Source organism: Sphingopyxis sp. MC1, from assembly GCF_000371385.1.
GTDB classification, from domain to species: Bacteria; Pseudomonadota; Alphaproteobacteria; order Sphingomonadales; family Sphingomonadaceae; genus Sphingopyxis; species Sphingopyxis terrae.
On record NZ_AOUN01000024.1, the window covers coordinates 73,592 to 88,639 of the forward strand.

A 15,048-nucleotide genomic window follows, 5' to 3' on the forward strand; every position below is an offset into this window, starting at 1 on the left:
TATGTACCAGTCAGAGGCTCTGCCAGCCGAAGCGGCCGTCGCCCAGCGCCACGACTTCACCCGCCGTCCCCACGGGCTCCTTCGCGCCATCGGTCAGGAACGCCAGCATCGCGGCGTCGCCGACATCGACATGCGCCAATGTGCGCCGACCCTCGGGCGTGCGCGCGACCACGACGCCCGCCCTTGGCGCGCCATCGCGGCCGTAGAAGACGGTATAGCTCTCGATCGTTGCCGGCCCCGCATAATCTTCTACCAGATCCGGCACCGGTCCGCGCTTGGCCTCGGCTTCGGCCTGATAGTCGAAATCCTGCGGGAAGCTGGCGGGGGCGATCGGCTCCTTGCCCAGCACAATGCAATGATTGTCGGTGGCGAAGCCGCCATTGGCGAAGAGGAAGCCGTAGCGGCCTTCGCGGCGGAGTTTTTCCACCATCGAGACGATTGCGTGGCTCATATAATTGGCGATCGGGCCGCCGCCGAAGGTCAGCCCGCCGAACACCGTCGCGGGGCGGTCGACCGGCCAGCCGAGCGTGCGGCGTGCCATCTTCGGCACGCAGGGGAAGCAGCTGTAGAGCTCGACGAAATCGAAATCCTGCGCGGTCATGCCGTTGAGCGCTAGCGTGCGGTTGATCGAGGTTTCCATGCTGACGCTGCCGTTATAGCGGTCGCGGCGGAGGATACTCGGCGGCTCCTTCGCGGCGGCGCCCATGCCCACGTAAATCAGCCGGTCCTCGGATATGCCGCGGCGGCGCGCTTCGGCCAGGCTGGCGACGAGGAAACCCGCCCCCTGATTGACCGACGAATTGGCGACCATCAGCTTGGAATAAGGAAAGGCGATCGGCCGGTTGCGCTCGTCAACGCGCAGAATGTCGGCGGGGGTTGCGGACTTGCGGATCCAGGCGCCTTCGTTTGCCGCCGCAACCTCCGAAAAGCGCGACCAGATTTCGGCGCTCTCGCCCTGCGCTTCGGCAAGGCTCTGGCCCCATGCGGCGCGCGTCGCATTTTCATAGAGCGGATAGACGTCGACCGGCGCGGCGAGGCCGTGCTTCTGCGCATAATCGGGCTCGCGCCGCGTCGCGACCTTGCGGATCGCGTTATAGCTCTTGTCCTCGCCGCTCGAGGCCTTGGCGGCGCGGCCCGCCGCGGTGCGCAGCGCCTCGGCGCCGACGATGGCCGCGAGCTTCACCTCGCCCGCGCCGATGCGGTTCGCCGCTTCGTTGAGCAGGCGTACCGGCGTATCTCCGTGTGGCGCCGCCGACTGGTAATTGATCGCCGGGCTGGCGCCGATGGCGGCGGCCAGCGGTTCGGGCAGTTTGCCGAGGCTGTGAAAGCTGATCTGGTCGACGATCGCGAGGCTGTCGATCTCGGCGAGCGGCACGCCGGCGTCTTCGGCGGCGACCCGCAGCGCCGCGACCATCAGCCCGAGCGAGTCGAGCCCTTCGTCGGGGTCGGCGGGGCGGTCGTTGACCTGGCCAACGCCGATGATGACGGGAATGCGCTCGGGATCGGTCATGGTCATATCAGCGCGCTTTCCATTCGGGCTTGCGCTTTTCGGCAAAGGCGCGCGGGCCTTCGCGCGCGTCTTCGCTGCGCATCAAGGCGCTGCGTTCGAGGGTGTTGTGCTCCCAATAGGGCGCGTCGGCGGCGATGCGGCCGTCCTGGATGCCGAGCGCGACGCGCTTCGATGCCTGGACCGACAGCGGCGCGTTGGCGGCAATCTTGTCGGCAAGCGCAAGCGCGGTCGGCATCAGCTCGGCGAGCGGCACGACATGGTTGACGAGGCCGAATTGCGCGGCGCGCGCGGCAGGGATCGGGTCGCCGGTCAGCATATGCTCCATCGCCAGCTTGCGCGGCATCTGCTGCGCAAGGCGGAAGGCTCCGCCCGCCGCGGCGAACAGCCCGACCTTGACTTCGGGCAGCCCGAATTGGGCGTGCTCGGCAGCGACGATGATGTCGCTCATCAGCGCGATCTCGCAGCCGCCGCCGAAGGCGAAGCCGTTGACCGCGGCGATGATCGGCTTCGAGATCGGGTGCGACACCATGCCCGCGAAGCCCCATGCAAGCTGATCGGGGTCCGACGGCGCGAGGCTCTCGCCGCGCGACAGCGCGACGAGGTCGGCGCCGGCGCAAAAGCTCTTGTCGCCCGCGCCGGTGATGACGACGGCGCGGATTTCGGGGTCGTTCTCGGCGGTTTCGAGCGCGGTGCCGATGCCGACATGGACCGCGGCGTTGACCGCGTTGCGCGCCTCGGGTCGGTTGATCGTGACGATCAGCACATGGCCGCGGCGTTCGGTAAGAATGGTGGTGTCGGTCATCGCGAATCTCTCCCTTTCGGACGAGTATCGCGGGAGGTTAACGTTTACGTCAACTGTAATCCTCCCTGTCGCGAAGCGATGGGGAGGGGGACCATCCGCAGGATGGTGGAGGGGCGGCGACGCCGCGTCATGGCCCCTCCGTCAGCGCTTCGCGCTGCCACCTCCCCATGCCTGCGGCACAGGGAGGATCATTTTCAGATCGACTGCCCGGTCTTGGCCCAGTCGGCCAGGAAGCCTTCGATGCCCTTTTCGGTCAGGACATGCTTGAACAATCCCTTGATGACCGACGGCGGCGCGGTCATCACGTCGGCGCCGATCTTGGCGGCTTCGAGGACGTGGATGCCGTGGCGCACGCTCGCGACCAGGATTTCGGTCTCGAAGGCATAATTGTCGTAGATCAGCCGGATGTCGGCGATCAACTGCATGCCGTCGAAGCCATTGTCGTCGTGGCGGCCCACGAAGGGCGAAACGAAGGTCGCGCCCGCCTTTGCCGCGAGCAGCGCCTGCGTCGCTGAGAAGCAGAGCGTGACATTGACCATCGTGCCGTCGCTGGTCAGCGCCTTGCAGGTCTTGAGTCCGTCGATCGTCAGCGGCACCTTGATGCAGACATTGTCGGCGATCTTGCGGAGGATTTCGGCCTCCTTCATCATCGTTTCATGGTCGAGCGCGACGACCTCGGCCGAGACCGGGCCATCGACAAGCGCGCAGATTTCCTTCGTCACTTCCTTGAAGTCGCGGCCCGACTTGGCGATCAGCGACGGGTTGGTGGTCACGCCGTCGAGCAGCCCCGTTGCGGTCAGTTCCTTGATGTCGGCGATTTCGGCGGTGTCGGCGAAGAATTTCATGGCGCGGGGTTCCTTGCGGGCAGGGTGATTCGGGTTTGAAGCTGCCGTAAAGCGGTTTGATCGTCATTGCGAGCGAAGCGAAGCAATCTCCCGCCATCGGCCTTGCGCAAAGTCGAGAGCGGGAGATTGCCGCGTCGCTACGCTCCTCGCAATGACCGAGAGGAAAGCGCTGGCGTTCCATCTTTGTTCCGATTATGCGAGCCGCATGGCCAAAGCAAAGCGTCAATATGTCTGCCAGAATTGCGGATCGGTCTCGTATCGGTGGCAGGGGCAATGCGCCGATTGCGGCGAGTGGAATACCCTGATCGAAGAGACGAGCGAAACCGTCTTTTCAGCCAAGCACGACCTGTCGAAAGGCGGGCGGTCACTGGCGCTCGAGACGCTGGGCGAGCATAGCCCGATGCCGGAGCGGATGCTGTGCGGCATCGCCGAATTCGACCGGGCGCTCGGCGGCGGCTTCGTCGCCGGATCGGCGACGCTGATCGGCGGCGATCCGGGGATCGGCAAGTCGACCTTGTTGTTGCAAGCGGCCGGGCGGCTCGCGAAGGCGGGCAAGTCGGTCGTCTATATCAGCGGCGAGGAAGCGGCGGGTCAGGTGCGGCTGCGCGCGCAGCGGCTGGGACTCGGCGACGCGCCGGTCGCGCTGGCGAGCGCGACGTCGGTGCGCGACATATTGGCGACGCTCGACAGCCGCGACGCCGATTTCGTCGTCATCGATTCGATCCAGACGATGCACAGCGACCTCATCGACAGCGCGCCGGGAACGGTGAGCCAGGTCCGCGCGAGCGCGCAGGAACTGATCCGCTATGCCAAGGACGGCGGCGCCGCGATCGTCCTCGTCGGGCATGTCACCAAGGATGGCACGATCGCAGGTCCGCGCGTCCTCGAACATATGGTCGATACGGTGCTGGCGTTCGAGGGCGAGCGCAGCCATCAATATCGTATCCTGCGCGCGGTGAAGAACCGCTTTGGCGGCACCGACGAAATCGGCGTCTTCGCGATGGGCGAGGAAGGGCTGGGCGAGGTCAGCAACCCGTCGAGCCTGTTCCTGACCGACCGCAGCCGCGACGTGCCGGGATCGGTCGTCTTCCCGGCGCTGGAGGGGACGCGCCCGGTGCTGGTGGAGGTGCAGGCGCTGACCGTGCGGCTGGCGAGCGGCGCGACGCCGCGCCGCGCCGTCGTCGGCTGGGACAGCGGGCGCCTGGCGATGGTGCTTGCGGTGCTCGAAGCGCGCTGCGGGCTCCAGATGGGCGGCGCCGAGGTTTATCTCAACATTGCGGGCGGCTATCGTCTGACCGATCCCGCCGCCGATCTTGCGGTCGCGGCGGCGCTGATTTCGGCTTTCAGCGAGCGACCGGTTCCTGCCGATGCGATCGTCTTCGGCGAATTGTCGCTGTCGGGCGAAATTCGCCCTGTCGCGCACGACGCGCTGCGCCTGCGCGAAGCCGCGAAGCTCGGTTTTTCAAGGGGCTGGGGACCGAAGGGGATGAAGGCTGTGAACGGCATCGGCGTTACCGGCTTCACGCGGCTCGGCGAACTCGTTGACCTGATGCTCGGGCGCGACTAGCGACCGGCAGATGGGAAGTCTGACGGCTCTGGATATCATCGTGCTGACGCTGGTCGGTGGCGGCGCAGTGCTCGGTTTTTCGCGCGGGCTGGTGCAGGAGGTGACGACGCTGCTCGCCTGGGTGCTGGCGATCGCGGCGGTGCGCTTTTTTCATCCGGCAGTGACCGAGTTCGTGTCGCGTTGGGTCGGAACCGCGGGCGGAGCTGCGATGCTCGCCTTCGTTCTGCTTTTCGGTATCGTCTTCGGCCTCGCCAAATGGGGGTCGCGGGCGATGGGGCAGCGCAGCCGTGCCTCGATCGTCGGCGGTATCGACCGTGGGCTCGGTGCGGGTTTCGGGGCGGTGAAGGGGCTATTGATCGCCGCGATCGGCTTCATGCTCGTTACGCTTCTCTATGACATCGGCTATGGCAATGCGCAGCGTCCCGAATGGATGGAGCAGAGCCGCACCTATCCCGCACTCAACGCGACGAGCGCCGCGCTGAGCAAGGTGATCGCCGAGCGGCGGGCCGAAGCGCGCGCCGCCGAAAGCACGACCGTGAAGCAGGACGCGCCCGACGCGGCCGCGAAATGAGCGCGCCGCTGTATAACCGCGACATATTGGCGCTGGCAGTCGCCAATGCCGATTACCCGCCGCTGCCCGAGGCGCGCCATCATATCTCGGCGCGCGCGCCGCTGTGCGGCAGCGCGATCATCCTCGACCTCGACGCCGATGCGGGTGGGCGGGTGACGAAAGTCGGCCTGCACGTCGAAGCCTGCGCGCTGGGACAGGCGTCGGCGGCGCTGGTCGCTCGCCACGCGCCCGGCCGTGCGCTCGATGACATTCGTGCCGCGCGCGCCGCCATCGCAGCCTGGTTCGCGGGCGAGGGCGCAATGCCCGACTGGCCCGGCTTCGATCTTCTTGCGCCGGCGCGCGACTATCCGGCGCGGCAGGGCGCTATATTGCTGCCCTTCGATGCCGCCATCGCCGCGCTTGAGGATGACGAGGTGACGGCATGACTTTTCTCCTCGCGGCAACGGCGCCGGCCGTCACCGAGGTGGCGGCGCGCACCCCGACCGATACGCTGTTGTTCGAAGGCGCGGTGCTGCTGGGCGTCGCGACGTTGTTCGTGTTGATCTTCCGCCGTTTGGGGCTCGGCGCGGTGCTTGGCTATCTGATCGCCGGCGCGCTCGTCGGGCCGCACGGTCTGGGTCTCGTCGGCGGCGGCGAGTCGAAGCTGCAGATCGCTGAGATCGGCATCGCCTTCCTGTTGTTCCTCGTCGGCCTCGAACTGCATCCGCGGCGGCTTTGGCAGCTTCGCCGCGCCATCTTCGGGCTCGGCCTGGCGCAGGTTGTCGTCACCGGGCTGATCCTGACCGGGCTGATCTTCGTGACGCTGGGCTTCAGCCCCGCAGCGGCGCTCGCGCTCGGCCTGCCGCTCGCGCTGTCGTCGACGGCGCAGGTGCTTCCGAGCCTCAAAAGCTCGGGCCGGATCAACTCGCCCTTCGGCGAAAAAGCCTTTTCGATCCTGCTCTTTCAGGATCTGGCGATCGTCCCGATGATCACGATCATCGCCGCGCTGTCGCGGGCGCCCGCCGATCCGTCGGCGCCGCCGGGCGCGCTGCTGGCGCTTTATACGCTGCTTGCCATCGCGGGGCTGGTCCTCGCCGGCCGGTTCGTCGTCAATCCGCTGCTGCGCCTCGTCGCGCGCTATGGCGAGCGCGAGCTGTTCGTCGTCGTCGGTCTGCTCGTCGTGCTGGCGAGTTCGGCGCTGATGCACAGCCTGCATGTCTCGACTGCGCTCGGCGCCTTCGTCGCGGGTGTGATGCTCGCCGATTCGCCGTATCGCCACGAGATAGAGGCCGATGTCGAACCCTTCCGCCTGATTCTGCTCGGCCTGTTCTTCCTGGCCGTCGGCATGGTGCTGGACGTCAACGTGATCCTCGCCGATCCGCTGCGTGTCCTGCTGCTCGCGGCGGGTCTGGTCGCGGTCAAGGTGGTGGTGCTGACGCTGCTCGTGCGCGCATTCGGCAAATCGTGGAAAACCGCGCTCGGCCTCGCGCTGTTGCTCAGCCAGGGCGGCGAATTCGGCTTCCTGCTCTTTACCCAAGCCGCCGACGCGCTGCTTATCGCGCCCGAGGCGGCGAGCCTGTTCAGCGCGGTGGTAACACTGTCGATGGTATCGACGCCGTTCCTGATGCTGTTCGCGCGCAATCTCGAATTCTCGCCCGATCGCGATGGCGACGAACTCGAAGGACCCGACGATGCACCGCGCGGCTCGGCGCTCGTCATCGGCTATGGCCGCTTCGGCCAGATCGTCGCGCAGATGCTCCACGCGGTCGATTGTTCGGTCACGCTGATCGACAAGAAGCCGAGCCAGATCGAATTGTCTGGCCGGTTCGACACCAAGGTCTATTTCGGCGACGGGCTGCGGCTCGACCTGCTCCGCCGCGCGGGCGCGGAGGAGGCGCGGGTCATCATCTATTGCATCGACGACGCCACGGTTGATGCCGAAGTATTGCGTCCGATCGTCGAAGCCTTCCCGCAGGCGAAGATATTGACGCGCGTTTTCGACCGGCGCCAGTTGATGGCGATCGAGGGTGCGGGAACGGCAGGCGCGGTGCGCGAGGTGTTCGAAAGCTCGATCGCGCTCGGCCTGATGGCGCTCGAAAAGCTCGACGTCGATCCGCGCCAGATGGAAGATGTCGAGGCGGCGCTGCGCCAGCTCGACGCGACGCGCCTCGCCGCGCAGATGGACGAAGGCGACCTCGCGGCGGGCAAGGATCACCGTTTCAAGCCCGGCGGCGGCCGCGAGTCGGCCAGCGTGCTGGAAAAATTACGCCAGCGGCGTCAGGAGGCAAAGGCCGCCGCGCGCGACGAGGAAGCGATGCAGGCGGCCGACCCCGAGTCGGCGTGACGCGTCCGCTGACCGCAGCGTCTGGCGCCTAAGCCGCCTGCGCGTCTAGAAAATCCGCAACGCTATCGAGCCCATATTCGTCGGTGACGAAACTCTGCCCGATGCCGCGCGTCAGGATCAGCGGCAGTTTGCCGCCGCGTACCTTCTTGTCATGCGCCATATGCGCGGCAAGCGCGGCGCCGCCAATGTTGATGCCCGCGCTGGCCAGGCTGTGCGGCAAGTCGACGCTCGCCAGATGCGCGCGTACGCGTTCGGCATCGGCGGCGGAACACAGGCCCTTCGCCGCCGAAAACCGATGCGCGAGGACCATGCCCGCCGCAACCGCTTCACCGTGCAGCAGCCGCGCTGAATAGCCCGTTTCGGCCTCAAGCGCGTGGCCGAAGCTGTGGCCCAGATTGAGCAGCGCGCGGATATCCTGCGTTTCGCGTTCGTCGGCGGCGACGATCCGGGCCTTCGCCGCGACGCTGTGCGCGATGGCACAGGCGCGCGCGGCGGCATCGCCAGCCAGCAGAGCGGCACCATTCGCCTCGCACCAGGCAAAGAAGTCCGCGTCGTCGATCAGGCCGTATTTGACGACTTCGGCATAGCCCGCGCCGAGCTCGCGGCGGGGGAGGGTGGCCAGCGTCGCGGGGTCGATGACGACCAGCGCCGGCTGGTGAAAGGCGCCGATCAAATTCTTGCCGGCAGGGACGTTGATCGCGGTCTTGCCGCCGACGCTGCTATCGACCTGCGCGAGTAGCGTCGTCGGCACCTGGATGAAGGCGCAGCCGCGCTTGACGATGCTGCACGCAAAACCGACGAGATCGCCGATCACGCCGCCACCGAGTGCGATCACATGATCGCTGCGTTCGACGCCTTCGCCGATCAGCCATTCGGTCAGCCGCGCCAGTCCCTCCCAGCTTTTCGTTGCTTCGCCTGCGGGCAGGACGAGCGAGGAAAAGGAAATGCCCTCTGCACCCAGCGCGGCACCGACCTTGGCCAGATAGGCATCGGCCACGTGGGTATCGGTGACGATCATCGTGCGCGGACGCTTCAGTAGCGGGGCGACATGCGCGCCCAATGCGTCGAGCAGTCCCTCGCCGATCAGGATCGGATAGCTGCGCGCGCCAAGTTCGACGGTCAGTCTGGTCATTGCGGTTTCCATTGCGACAGCGCCTCCAGGATCGCGCGCACCGTATGTTCGTGCGGATTGCTTGCCGAGCTGACGCGGATATGCGCCTCGGCATAAACGGGATTGCGGATCGCGGCGAGTTCGCGCAGCACCTCACCGGGATCGCGATCCTTGAGCAGCGGGCGATGGCTGCGGCGCCCGACGCGCTCGACCAGGGTCGCGACGTCGGCGTCGAGCCAGATGCACAGGCTTTTGCCCAGGATCAGCGCGCGCGTCTCGTCGTTCATGAAGGCGCCGCCGCCTGTCGCGAGCACCAGCGGCCGACCGGCGAGCAGGCGCGCGATCACGCGGCGTTCGCCGTCGCGGAAATGCGCTTCGCCGAAGCGCGCGAAAATGTCGGATATCGTCATGCCGGCGGCGCGTTCGATTTCGTCATCGGCGTCGGCGAAGCGCATGCCGAGCCGCTGCGCCAGGCGGCGGCCGATCGTCGATTTGCCCGATCCCATCAACCCGACGAGCACGATCGGCCGCGCGCGAATTGCGGGCGCGATGTCCGGGGCCGGGCTTTTCGGGTTTCGCGACATGGTGCGCGCGGCTATACCGCAGGAACCGCGCGGGACAATGATTTTGCTGCGCCGCGCAAATTTGGGTCGAGCCGGCACGGGTGGCACAGGATATTGCGCGCAACGCAAGGATCGGGAAAAGGGCGCTGGGTCGCCGGGATTTGCGCCCTGGCGCTGCTGCTGGCGTTCGGTCTGTTCCTCTATTGGCTGGGACGACCGATCGAGGCGAAGATGATTGAGGTGGACGTGACCGACAAGATTGCCGAAAGCGCGGCGCAATGACGAAGAAACTGCTCGCGCTGACCCTGGGACTGTCGGGAACCGCACTCGCCGCTGCGCTTGTGCTTCCGGCGGTCGCGCAGGAATCGCTCTTGCCCGAAGGCTTCGGCAAGCCCGCCGATACGCCCGCACCGCGCCCGGCACCGACGCCATCGCAGACCCCGGCACCATCATCGACCGCCGCACCCAAAGGCGGCCAGAGCGGTGCGACGACCCTTGCGCCGTCAACCGTCGCGACGCTCGACAGCGGCGACACCGACACGGGCGATGAGGCCAGCGATGGCGAGGAAGGCACCTCCGGCCAGCTCAAATACGACCTGCCGCCCGGCGCGCGCCGGCTGTTGACGCGGGTCGGGCCGCTGACGCCCGAAACCGGCGGGATGGCGCCCGATGCCTTCGGGGTGCGCGGCCAATATGCGGCGGCGATCATGCGCAGCATGCGCGGTCAGGTCGCCTCGCGCTGGGGCCAGATATTGCTGCGCCGCGCGCTCGCGTCTGCGATCGACACGCCCGATACGATCAGCGGCGCCGACCTTGCCGCCGACCGCGCGGGGCTGCTTTTGCGGCTCGGCGAATCGACCACCGCGCGGATGATCGTGCAGTCGGTCGATTATGACCGCGCGACCCCGCGGCTCGTCGCGACCGCCCAGCAGACCTATCTGGCGAACGCCGATCCGTCGGGGCTTTGTCCTTATGTCCCCGCAGGGCTTGCCCATGGCGACGAGCAAAGCTGGCGGCTCGCCGCGGCAATGTGCGCCGGGATGTCGGGCGAGGCCGGACCCGCGGGCTGGGCGATCGGCCGGGTACGGTCAAGCGGCAAGATCAGCAATTTTGACATTCTGCTCGCCGAACGTGTGCTCGGCGCAACGGGCGCCGGCCGCCGTTCGACAACGATCGAATGGGACAAGGTCGGGCGCCTGACGAGCTGGCGCTTTGGCCTGGCGACCGCGACGGGAATCGACATTCCGGCACCGCTGCGCGCCACGGAGGCCGGTTCGATCCGAAGCTGGACGGTACTCGCGCCGATGACGCCGATGGGCGACCGCATCGCTGCCGCTCCCTATGCCGCATCGCGCGGCGTGCTATCGAGCGAAGCCTATGTCTCGCTGCTCAGCGCCGCGTCGAGCGAGGAGGAGCCCCCCGAAGCGCTCGCGGCGCAGACCGATCTGCTGCGCAGCGCGTTCAGCGGCGCCAATGCCGCCGATCGCTATACCGCGATGGCGGAATATTGGTCCGCGGGCACCGGCGCGACGGCGCGCTATGCCGCGCTTGTCGCAACCGCGCGAGCCGCCGCCGCGCTGCCCACCGGCGCCGATGTCGGCGCCGATCCGTGGCAGTTGCTGGGATCGATGCTGACCGCGGGATATGACAATCGCGCGGTGCAATGGGTGTCGAAACTGTCGGTCGGCGGCCACGGCTGGGGCATCATGGCGGTCGGGTCGCCGCGCCCGCTGACCGGTGTCGGCGCGGGGTCGATCGGCAGCTTCGCCAGCGACGACGACAGTGCCGAATCCTTGCGGTCGAAATTCCTGCTTGCGGGTCTCGCGGGCCTCGGCCGCATCGATGCCGGGCAGGCATCGTCGGCGGCGAGCGATCTGGGCGTCGATTTGGGCAAGCAGACGCGCTGGACGCGTGCGATTTCCGAAGCCGCCGAGCGGCGCGAACCCGGCATGGTCGCGCTGCTTGCCGCGGCCGGGATGCAGGGCGAATGGGACAAGATACCGCCCTATCACCTCTATCATATCGTCCGGGCGCTCCACGACGTCGGGCTCGACGCCGAAGCCCGGATGATCGCGGCCGAAGCGCTGGTGCGTGTCTGACGCGCGCCTGATCGACCGCTTCCTCGAGATGATGTCCGCCGAACGGGGGGCATCGCGCAATACCATCCTGGCTTATCGCCGCGACCTCGAACAGGCGGCCGAACTGGTGCGCGGTTCGCTCGCCGCCGCCGACGCCGCCGCGCTGCGCGCATTGATGGCCGCATATCGGACGCTGGCGGCGAGCAGCGCCGCACGCAAATTGTCGGCGCTGCGGCAGTTCTTCGCGTTTCTGGAGGATGAGGGCGAGCGCACCGACAATCCGGCGCTCGACATCGCGCGTCCCGCCACGCGCCGTCCGCTGCCGCGCATTCTGTCGCACGATGATGTCGACCGGCTGTTCGCGCAGGCTAGCGAGGAGGCAGCGGGGGAGGCAGCGCCCGCGAGCGCCATGCGCATGCTGCTGCTGCTCGAACTGCTCTACGGCTCCGGACTGCGCGCGAGCGAGCTGGTGTCGCTGCCGCGCCGTGCAGTTGCGGGCGAACGGCAATTTCTGATCGTGCGCGGCAAGGGCGACAAGGAACGGCTGGTGCCGCTGTCCGACCGGGCGCGCGAAGCGCTCGATCGCTGGCTGCCGCTGCTCGCCGACGGAGCGCCCTGGCTGTTCCCGTCGGGCAAGGCGCATGTGTCGCGCGTACGGCTGTTCCAGATGCTGCGCGAACTGGCAGCACGCGCCGGGGTCGATCCCGCGGGGGTCAGTCCGCACGTCCTGCGCCACGCCTTCGCCACCCATCTGCTGGAGGGCGGGGCCGACCTGCGCGCGTTGCAGATGATGCTCGGCCACGCCGACATCGCGACGACCGAAATTTACACCCATGTCGATAGTCGGCGGCTCGTCGAGTTGGTCAATCGGCGCCATCCCTTGGCGCAGATGCGGGCCGTTGACGTTGCGGCGCCTTCGGCCTAGCGCTCCCCTATGACAGCCTTTCTCGATTTCGAAAAACAGGTCGCCGCGCTCGATCGCCAGATTGCCGAATTGCGTGAAATGGGGGACGATCCGTCGCTCAATATCGATGGCGACATCGCCCGGCTTGAGGACAAGTCCTCGAAGATGCTGCGCGACATCTATGCCAAGCTGACGCCCTGGCAAAAGACACAGGTCGCCCGCCACCCCGACCGGCCGCATTTCAAACATTATGTCGCGGGCCTGTTCGACGACTGGATGCCGCTCGCCGGCGATCGCAATTTCGGCGACGATCAGGCGATTCTGGGCGGCCTCGCCCGCTTTCGCGGTCGGCGCGTGATGGTGATCGGGCATGAGAAGGGCGACGACATTCCGTCGCGCATGAAGCATAATTTCGGCATGGCGAAGCCCGAAGGCTATCGCAAGGCGATCCGCCTAATGCAGCTTGCCGATCGCTTCGGACTGCCGGTGGTGACACTGGTCGATACGTCGGGCGCGTTTCCGGGCATCCAGGCCGAGGAGCGCGGTCAGGCGGAAGCGATCGCGCGGTCGACCGAACAATGCCTTGCGCTCGGCGTTCCGATGGTTGCAGCAATCGTCGGCGAGGGCGGCTCGGGCGGCGCCATTGCGCTTGCGGCCGCCAACCGCGTGTTGATGTTCGAACATGCCGTATATTCGGTGATCTCGCCCGAAGGCTGTGCGTCGATCCTGTGGCGCACCGCCGACAAGGCGCCCGATGCGGCAACCGCGATGAAGATGTCGGCGCAGGATCTGCTGGGGCTGAAGGTCATCGATCGTATCGTGACTGAGCCCGTCGGCGGCGCGCACCGGGCGCCCGAAGTGGCCATCCAGTCGCTCGGCGATGCACTCGCGCAGGAACTCGACGGCTTGCAGGGCCAGTCGCGTGAGCGGCTGCGCACAGACCGCGAAGACAAGTTCCTTGCGATGGGGCGCGCCTGAAGCGGCGGAACCCGAACGGATGTTGTTGGTTGGAATCGTCATTGCGAGGAGCCGAAGGCGACGCGGCAATCCAGAGTATGCGTAAACCGCGCTGGATTGCTTCGCTGCGCTCGCAATGACGAAGCGCATAAGGGAGGCGGTGACGATGCGGAAGACGAAATGCAGGCTGGCAACGGTGTTCGCGCTGTCGGCGTTGGTGTTTACCGGGGCCGCCCAGGCGCAGCTCAAGGCAATCCGCACCGCGACCAGCATCTCGCCCGCCGAGCGCAAGCAGGGCGATGAGGCGCATCCGCAACTGCTCGCCGAATTCGGCGGTGCCTATGCCGGGCCGCAGGCCGCCTATGTGAACCGCATCGGCCAGAATATCGCCGTGCAGTCGGGCCTGTCGCGCAGCCCGAGCGACTTCACCGTGACGCTGCTCAATTCGCCGGTGAACAACGCCTTCGCGATCCCCGGCGGTTATGTTTACGTCACGCGCCAGTTGATGGCGCTGATGAACGACGAGGCCGAACTCGCCGGTGTGCTCGGCCACGAAGTCGGCCATGTCGCTGCGCAGCATAGCAAGAAGCGCCAGTCGGCGGCGACGCGCAACACCATCCTCGGCGTTCTCGCGTCGGTGCTTGGCGGCGCGATCGGCGACAATGGAGGGCTGCTCGGCGGGCTCGGCGGCCTGTTGCAGAATAATGCGATGCAGGTGGCGCAGCTTGCGACGCTGGGTTTCTCGCGCTCACAGGAACTCGAGGCCGACCAACTCGGCGTCCAATATCTGAAGCGCGCCGATTATGATCCGATGGCGCTTTCGACGATGCTGGCGAGCCTTGCGAACCAGACCAACCTCGAGGCGCGACTGGCGGGCGGCGATGCGCGGTCACTACCCGAATGGGCGAGCACCCATCCCGATCCGGCGTCGCGCGTGCGCAATGCGCAGACGCTCGCCTCGCGGGTCGGCACCGGCGGCGTGCGCAACGCCGACGCCTTCCTCGCGTCGGTTGACGGCGTGCTCTATGGCGATGATCCGGCGCAGGGTGTGGTCGAGGGCAGGGATTTTCTGCATCCCGACCTGCGTTTGCGCTTCACCGTCCCGAACGGCTTTGCAATGCAGAACGGCACCAGCGCGGTGTCGATCAGCGGCAATGGCGGGCAGGCGCAATTTTCGACCGCGGCGTATAACGGCGACATGACCGCCTATATTGCCAATGTGTTCAAGGCGGTTGCAGGCGATGCCAAAATTACGCCCGGCCCCATTCAGCGCACGACAGTGAACGGTATCCCGGCCTATTTTTCTTCGGCGCGGGCGAACAGCCAGTCGGGGCAGGTCGATGTGACCGTCTTCGCTTATGAATTTGCGCCGAAAAGCGCTTTCCACTTCGTGACCCTGGCCAAGGCCGGCGGATCGGGCGTTTTCAATCCGATGTTCGGCAGCGTCCGGCGGTTGACGGCAAGCGAGGCGGCCGCGATCCGGCCGCGGCGCGTCGATGTGGTGACGGTGAAAAGCGGCGACACGGTCGCCAGCCTGTCGCGGCGCATGGCCTATACCGACCTTCAGGGCGAACGGTTCCAGGTGCTGAACCGGCTGGCTGCGAACAGCGCCTTGCAGCCGGGGCAGAAAGTGAAGATCGTCACTTACGCGAACCGATAATTGCGCGCGCCGGGGGGAATTTCCGAGCGCAGCCGAGGCCGCGACGGTGCGGTTCCCGCTTCGCTCGAACGGGCCCCTCGTCTTCGCTCGGGAATGCGGAGTGTCGCGGATTGGAGCGGCGAGCCAGCCCCCGGCCCCCGACGCGAAAAAGGGCGGT

14 protein-coding genes are annotated in these 15,048 nt (G+C 67.0%); 9 read left to right on the forward strand and 5 right to left on the reverse strand.

The window, feature by feature from the left end; translation table 11 throughout:
• Nucleotides 1-10: 10 nt before the first annotated feature.
• From EBMC1_RS17515 to fsa, 3 genes are all read right to left on the reverse strand, one after another.
• Nucleotides 11-1,516, reverse strand: coding sequence for an acetyl-CoA acetyltransferase (locus EBMC1_RS17515; protein ID WP_003052767.1), 1,506 nt, complete (start codon nt 1,514-1,516; stop codon nt 11-13).
• Nucleotide 1,517: 1 nt separating this feature from the next.
• A complete protein-coding gene (locus tag EBMC1_RS17520; protein WP_003052771.1) occupies nt 1,518-2,312 on the reverse strand; it encodes an enoyl-CoA hydratase-related protein in 795 nt (264 codons plus the stop codon).
• A 194-nt stretch (nt 2,313-2,506) separates the two neighbouring features.
• Nucleotides 2,507-3,157, reverse strand: coding sequence for a fructose-6-phosphate aldolase (fsa, locus tag EBMC1_RS17525; protein WP_003052773.1), 651 nt, complete (start codon nt 3,155-3,157; stop codon nt 2,507-2,509).
• A gap of 205 nt (nt 3,158-3,362) precedes the next feature.
• Between fsa and radA the strand changes: the two genes are divergently transcribed.
• From radA to EBMC1_RS17545, 4 genes are read left to right on the forward strand one after another with little or no spacing between them, the layout of a single operon-like run.
• On the forward strand, nt 3,363-4,724 hold the full coding sequence (gene radA, locus EBMC1_RS17530; protein WP_003052776.1) for a DNA repair protein RadA: 1,362 nt from the start codon (nt 3,363-3,365) through the stop codon (nt 4,722-4,724).
• 10 nt (nt 4,725-4,734) lie between these two features.
• Entirely contained in the window at nt 4,735-5,295 is a 561-nt protein-coding gene (locus tag EBMC1_RS17535; protein WP_003052779.1) for a CvpA family protein, read from the forward strand.
• Nucleotides 5,292-5,720 carry an iron-sulfur cluster assembly scaffold protein gene (locus EBMC1_RS17540; protein WP_003052782.1) on the forward strand — a complete coding sequence of 143 codons (429 nt, stop codon included), beginning with the start codon at nt 5,292-5,294 and terminating at the stop codon, nt 5,718-5,720. Before EBMC1_RS17535 ends, EBMC1_RS17540 begins: the two co-directional genes overlap by 4 nt.
• On the forward strand, nt 5,717-7,618 hold the full coding sequence (locus tag EBMC1_RS17545) for a cation:proton antiporter domain-containing protein (protein ID WP_003052785.1): 1,902 nt from the start codon (nt 5,717-5,719) through the stop codon (nt 7,616-7,618). The genes EBMC1_RS17540 and EBMC1_RS17545 overlap by 4 nt, the downstream gene beginning before the upstream one ends.
• A gap of 28 nt (nt 7,619-7,646) precedes the next feature.
• On the opposite strand, the gene aroB is transcribed toward EBMC1_RS17545, so the two are convergent.
• Nucleotides 7,647-8,750: a 3-dehydroquinate synthase gene (gene aroB / locus EBMC1_RS17550; RefSeq protein WP_003052787.1), complete on the reverse strand. Its 1,104-nt coding sequence runs from the start codon at nt 8,748-8,750 to the stop codon at nt 7,647-7,649.
• Nucleotides 8,747-9,313 carry a shikimate kinase gene (locus tag EBMC1_RS17555; protein WP_003052790.1) on the reverse strand — a complete coding sequence of 189 codons (567 nt, stop codon included), beginning with the start codon at nt 9,311-9,313 and terminating at the stop codon, nt 8,747-8,749. The genes aroB and EBMC1_RS17555 overlap by 4 nt, the downstream gene beginning before the upstream one ends.
• Nucleotides 9,314-9,406: 93 nt before the next feature.
• On the opposite strand from EBMC1_RS17555, the gene EBMC1_RS18595 reads away from it, so the two are divergent.
• The 5 genes from EBMC1_RS18595 to EBMC1_RS17575 all read left to right on the forward strand — a co-directional run bounded on the left by EBMC1_RS18595 (nt 9,407) and on the right by EBMC1_RS17575 (nt 14,891).
• Nucleotides 9,407-9,574: a hypothetical protein gene (locus EBMC1_RS18595; protein ID WP_156001461.1), complete on the forward strand. Its 168-nt coding sequence runs from the start codon at nt 9,407-9,409 to the stop codon at nt 9,572-9,574.
• Entirely contained in the window at nt 9,571-11,391 is a 1,821-nt protein-coding gene (locus EBMC1_RS17560) for a hypothetical protein (RefSeq protein WP_003052793.1), read from the forward strand. Before EBMC1_RS18595 ends, EBMC1_RS17560 begins: the two co-directional genes overlap by 4 nt.
• Nucleotides 11,384-12,295: a tyrosine recombinase gene (locus tag EBMC1_RS17565; protein WP_003052796.1), complete on the forward strand. Its 912-nt coding sequence runs from the start codon at nt 11,384-11,386 to the stop codon at nt 12,293-12,295. The genes EBMC1_RS17560 and EBMC1_RS17565 overlap by 8 nt, the downstream gene beginning before the upstream one ends.
• Nucleotides 12,296-12,304: 9 nt before the next feature.
• Nucleotides 12,305-13,252, forward strand: a complete 948-nt coding sequence (locus tag EBMC1_RS17570; protein ID WP_003052803.1) for an acetyl-CoA carboxylase carboxyltransferase subunit alpha — start codon at nt 12,305-12,307, stop codon at nt 13,250-13,252.
• Nucleotides 13,253-13,397: 145 nt separating this feature from the next.
• The gene (locus EBMC1_RS17575) at nt 13,398-14,891 is read left to right on the forward strand and encodes a M48 family metalloprotease (RefSeq protein WP_003052806.1); all 1,494 of its coding nucleotides are present in this window, start codon (nt 13,398-13,400) and stop codon (nt 14,889-14,891) included.
• The last annotated feature ends 157 nt before the right edge of the window (nt 14,892-15,048 follow it).

Excerpts from the sequence above, each read along its gene's own strand:
- EBMC1_RS17570 (WP_003052803.1), top strand. The coding sequence starts at position 12,305 with ATGACAGCCTTTCTCGATTTCGAAAAACAGGTCGCCGCGCTCGATCGC.
- EBMC1_RS17545 (WP_003052785.1), top strand. The coding sequence starts at position 5,717 with ATGACTTTTCTCCTCGCGGCAACGGCGCCGGCCGTCACCGAGGTGGCG.
- EBMC1_RS17520 (WP_003052771.1), bottom strand. The coding sequence starts at position 2,312 with ATGACCGACACCACCATTCTTACCGAACGCCGCGGCCATGTGCTGATC.
- aroB (WP_003052787.1), bottom strand. The coding sequence starts at position 8,750 with ATGACCAGACTGACCGTCGAACTTGGCGCGCGCAGCTATCCGATCCTG.
- radA (WP_003052776.1), top strand. The coding sequence starts at position 3,363 with ATGGCCAAAGCAAAGCGTCAATATGTCTGCCAGAATTGCGGATCGGTC.
- EBMC1_RS17575 (WP_003052806.1), top strand. The coding sequence starts at position 13,398 with ATGCGGAAGACGAAATGCAGGCTGGCAACGGTGTTCGCGCTGTCGGCG.
- EBMC1_RS17555 (WP_003052790.1), bottom strand. The coding sequence starts at position 9,313 with ATGTCGCGAAACCCGAAAAGCCCGGCCCCGGACATCGCGCCCGCAATT.
- EBMC1_RS17515 (WP_003052767.1), bottom strand. The coding sequence starts at position 1,516 with ATGACCATGACCGATCCCGAGCGCATTCCCGTCATCATCGGCGTTGGC.
- fsa (WP_003052773.1), bottom strand. The coding sequence starts at position 3,157 with ATGAAATTCTTCGCCGACACCGCCGAAATCGCCGACATCAAGGAACTG.
- EBMC1_RS17560 (WP_003052793.1), top strand. The coding sequence starts at position 9,571 with ATGACGAAGAAACTGCTCGCGCTGACCCTGGGACTGTCGGGAACCGCA.
- EBMC1_RS17540 (WP_003052782.1), top strand. The coding sequence starts at position 5,292 with ATGAGCGCGCCGCTGTATAACCGCGACATATTGGCGCTGGCAGTCGCC.
- EBMC1_RS17535 (WP_003052779.1), top strand. The coding sequence starts at position 4,735 with ATGGGAAGTCTGACGGCTCTGGATATCATCGTGCTGACGCTGGTCGGT.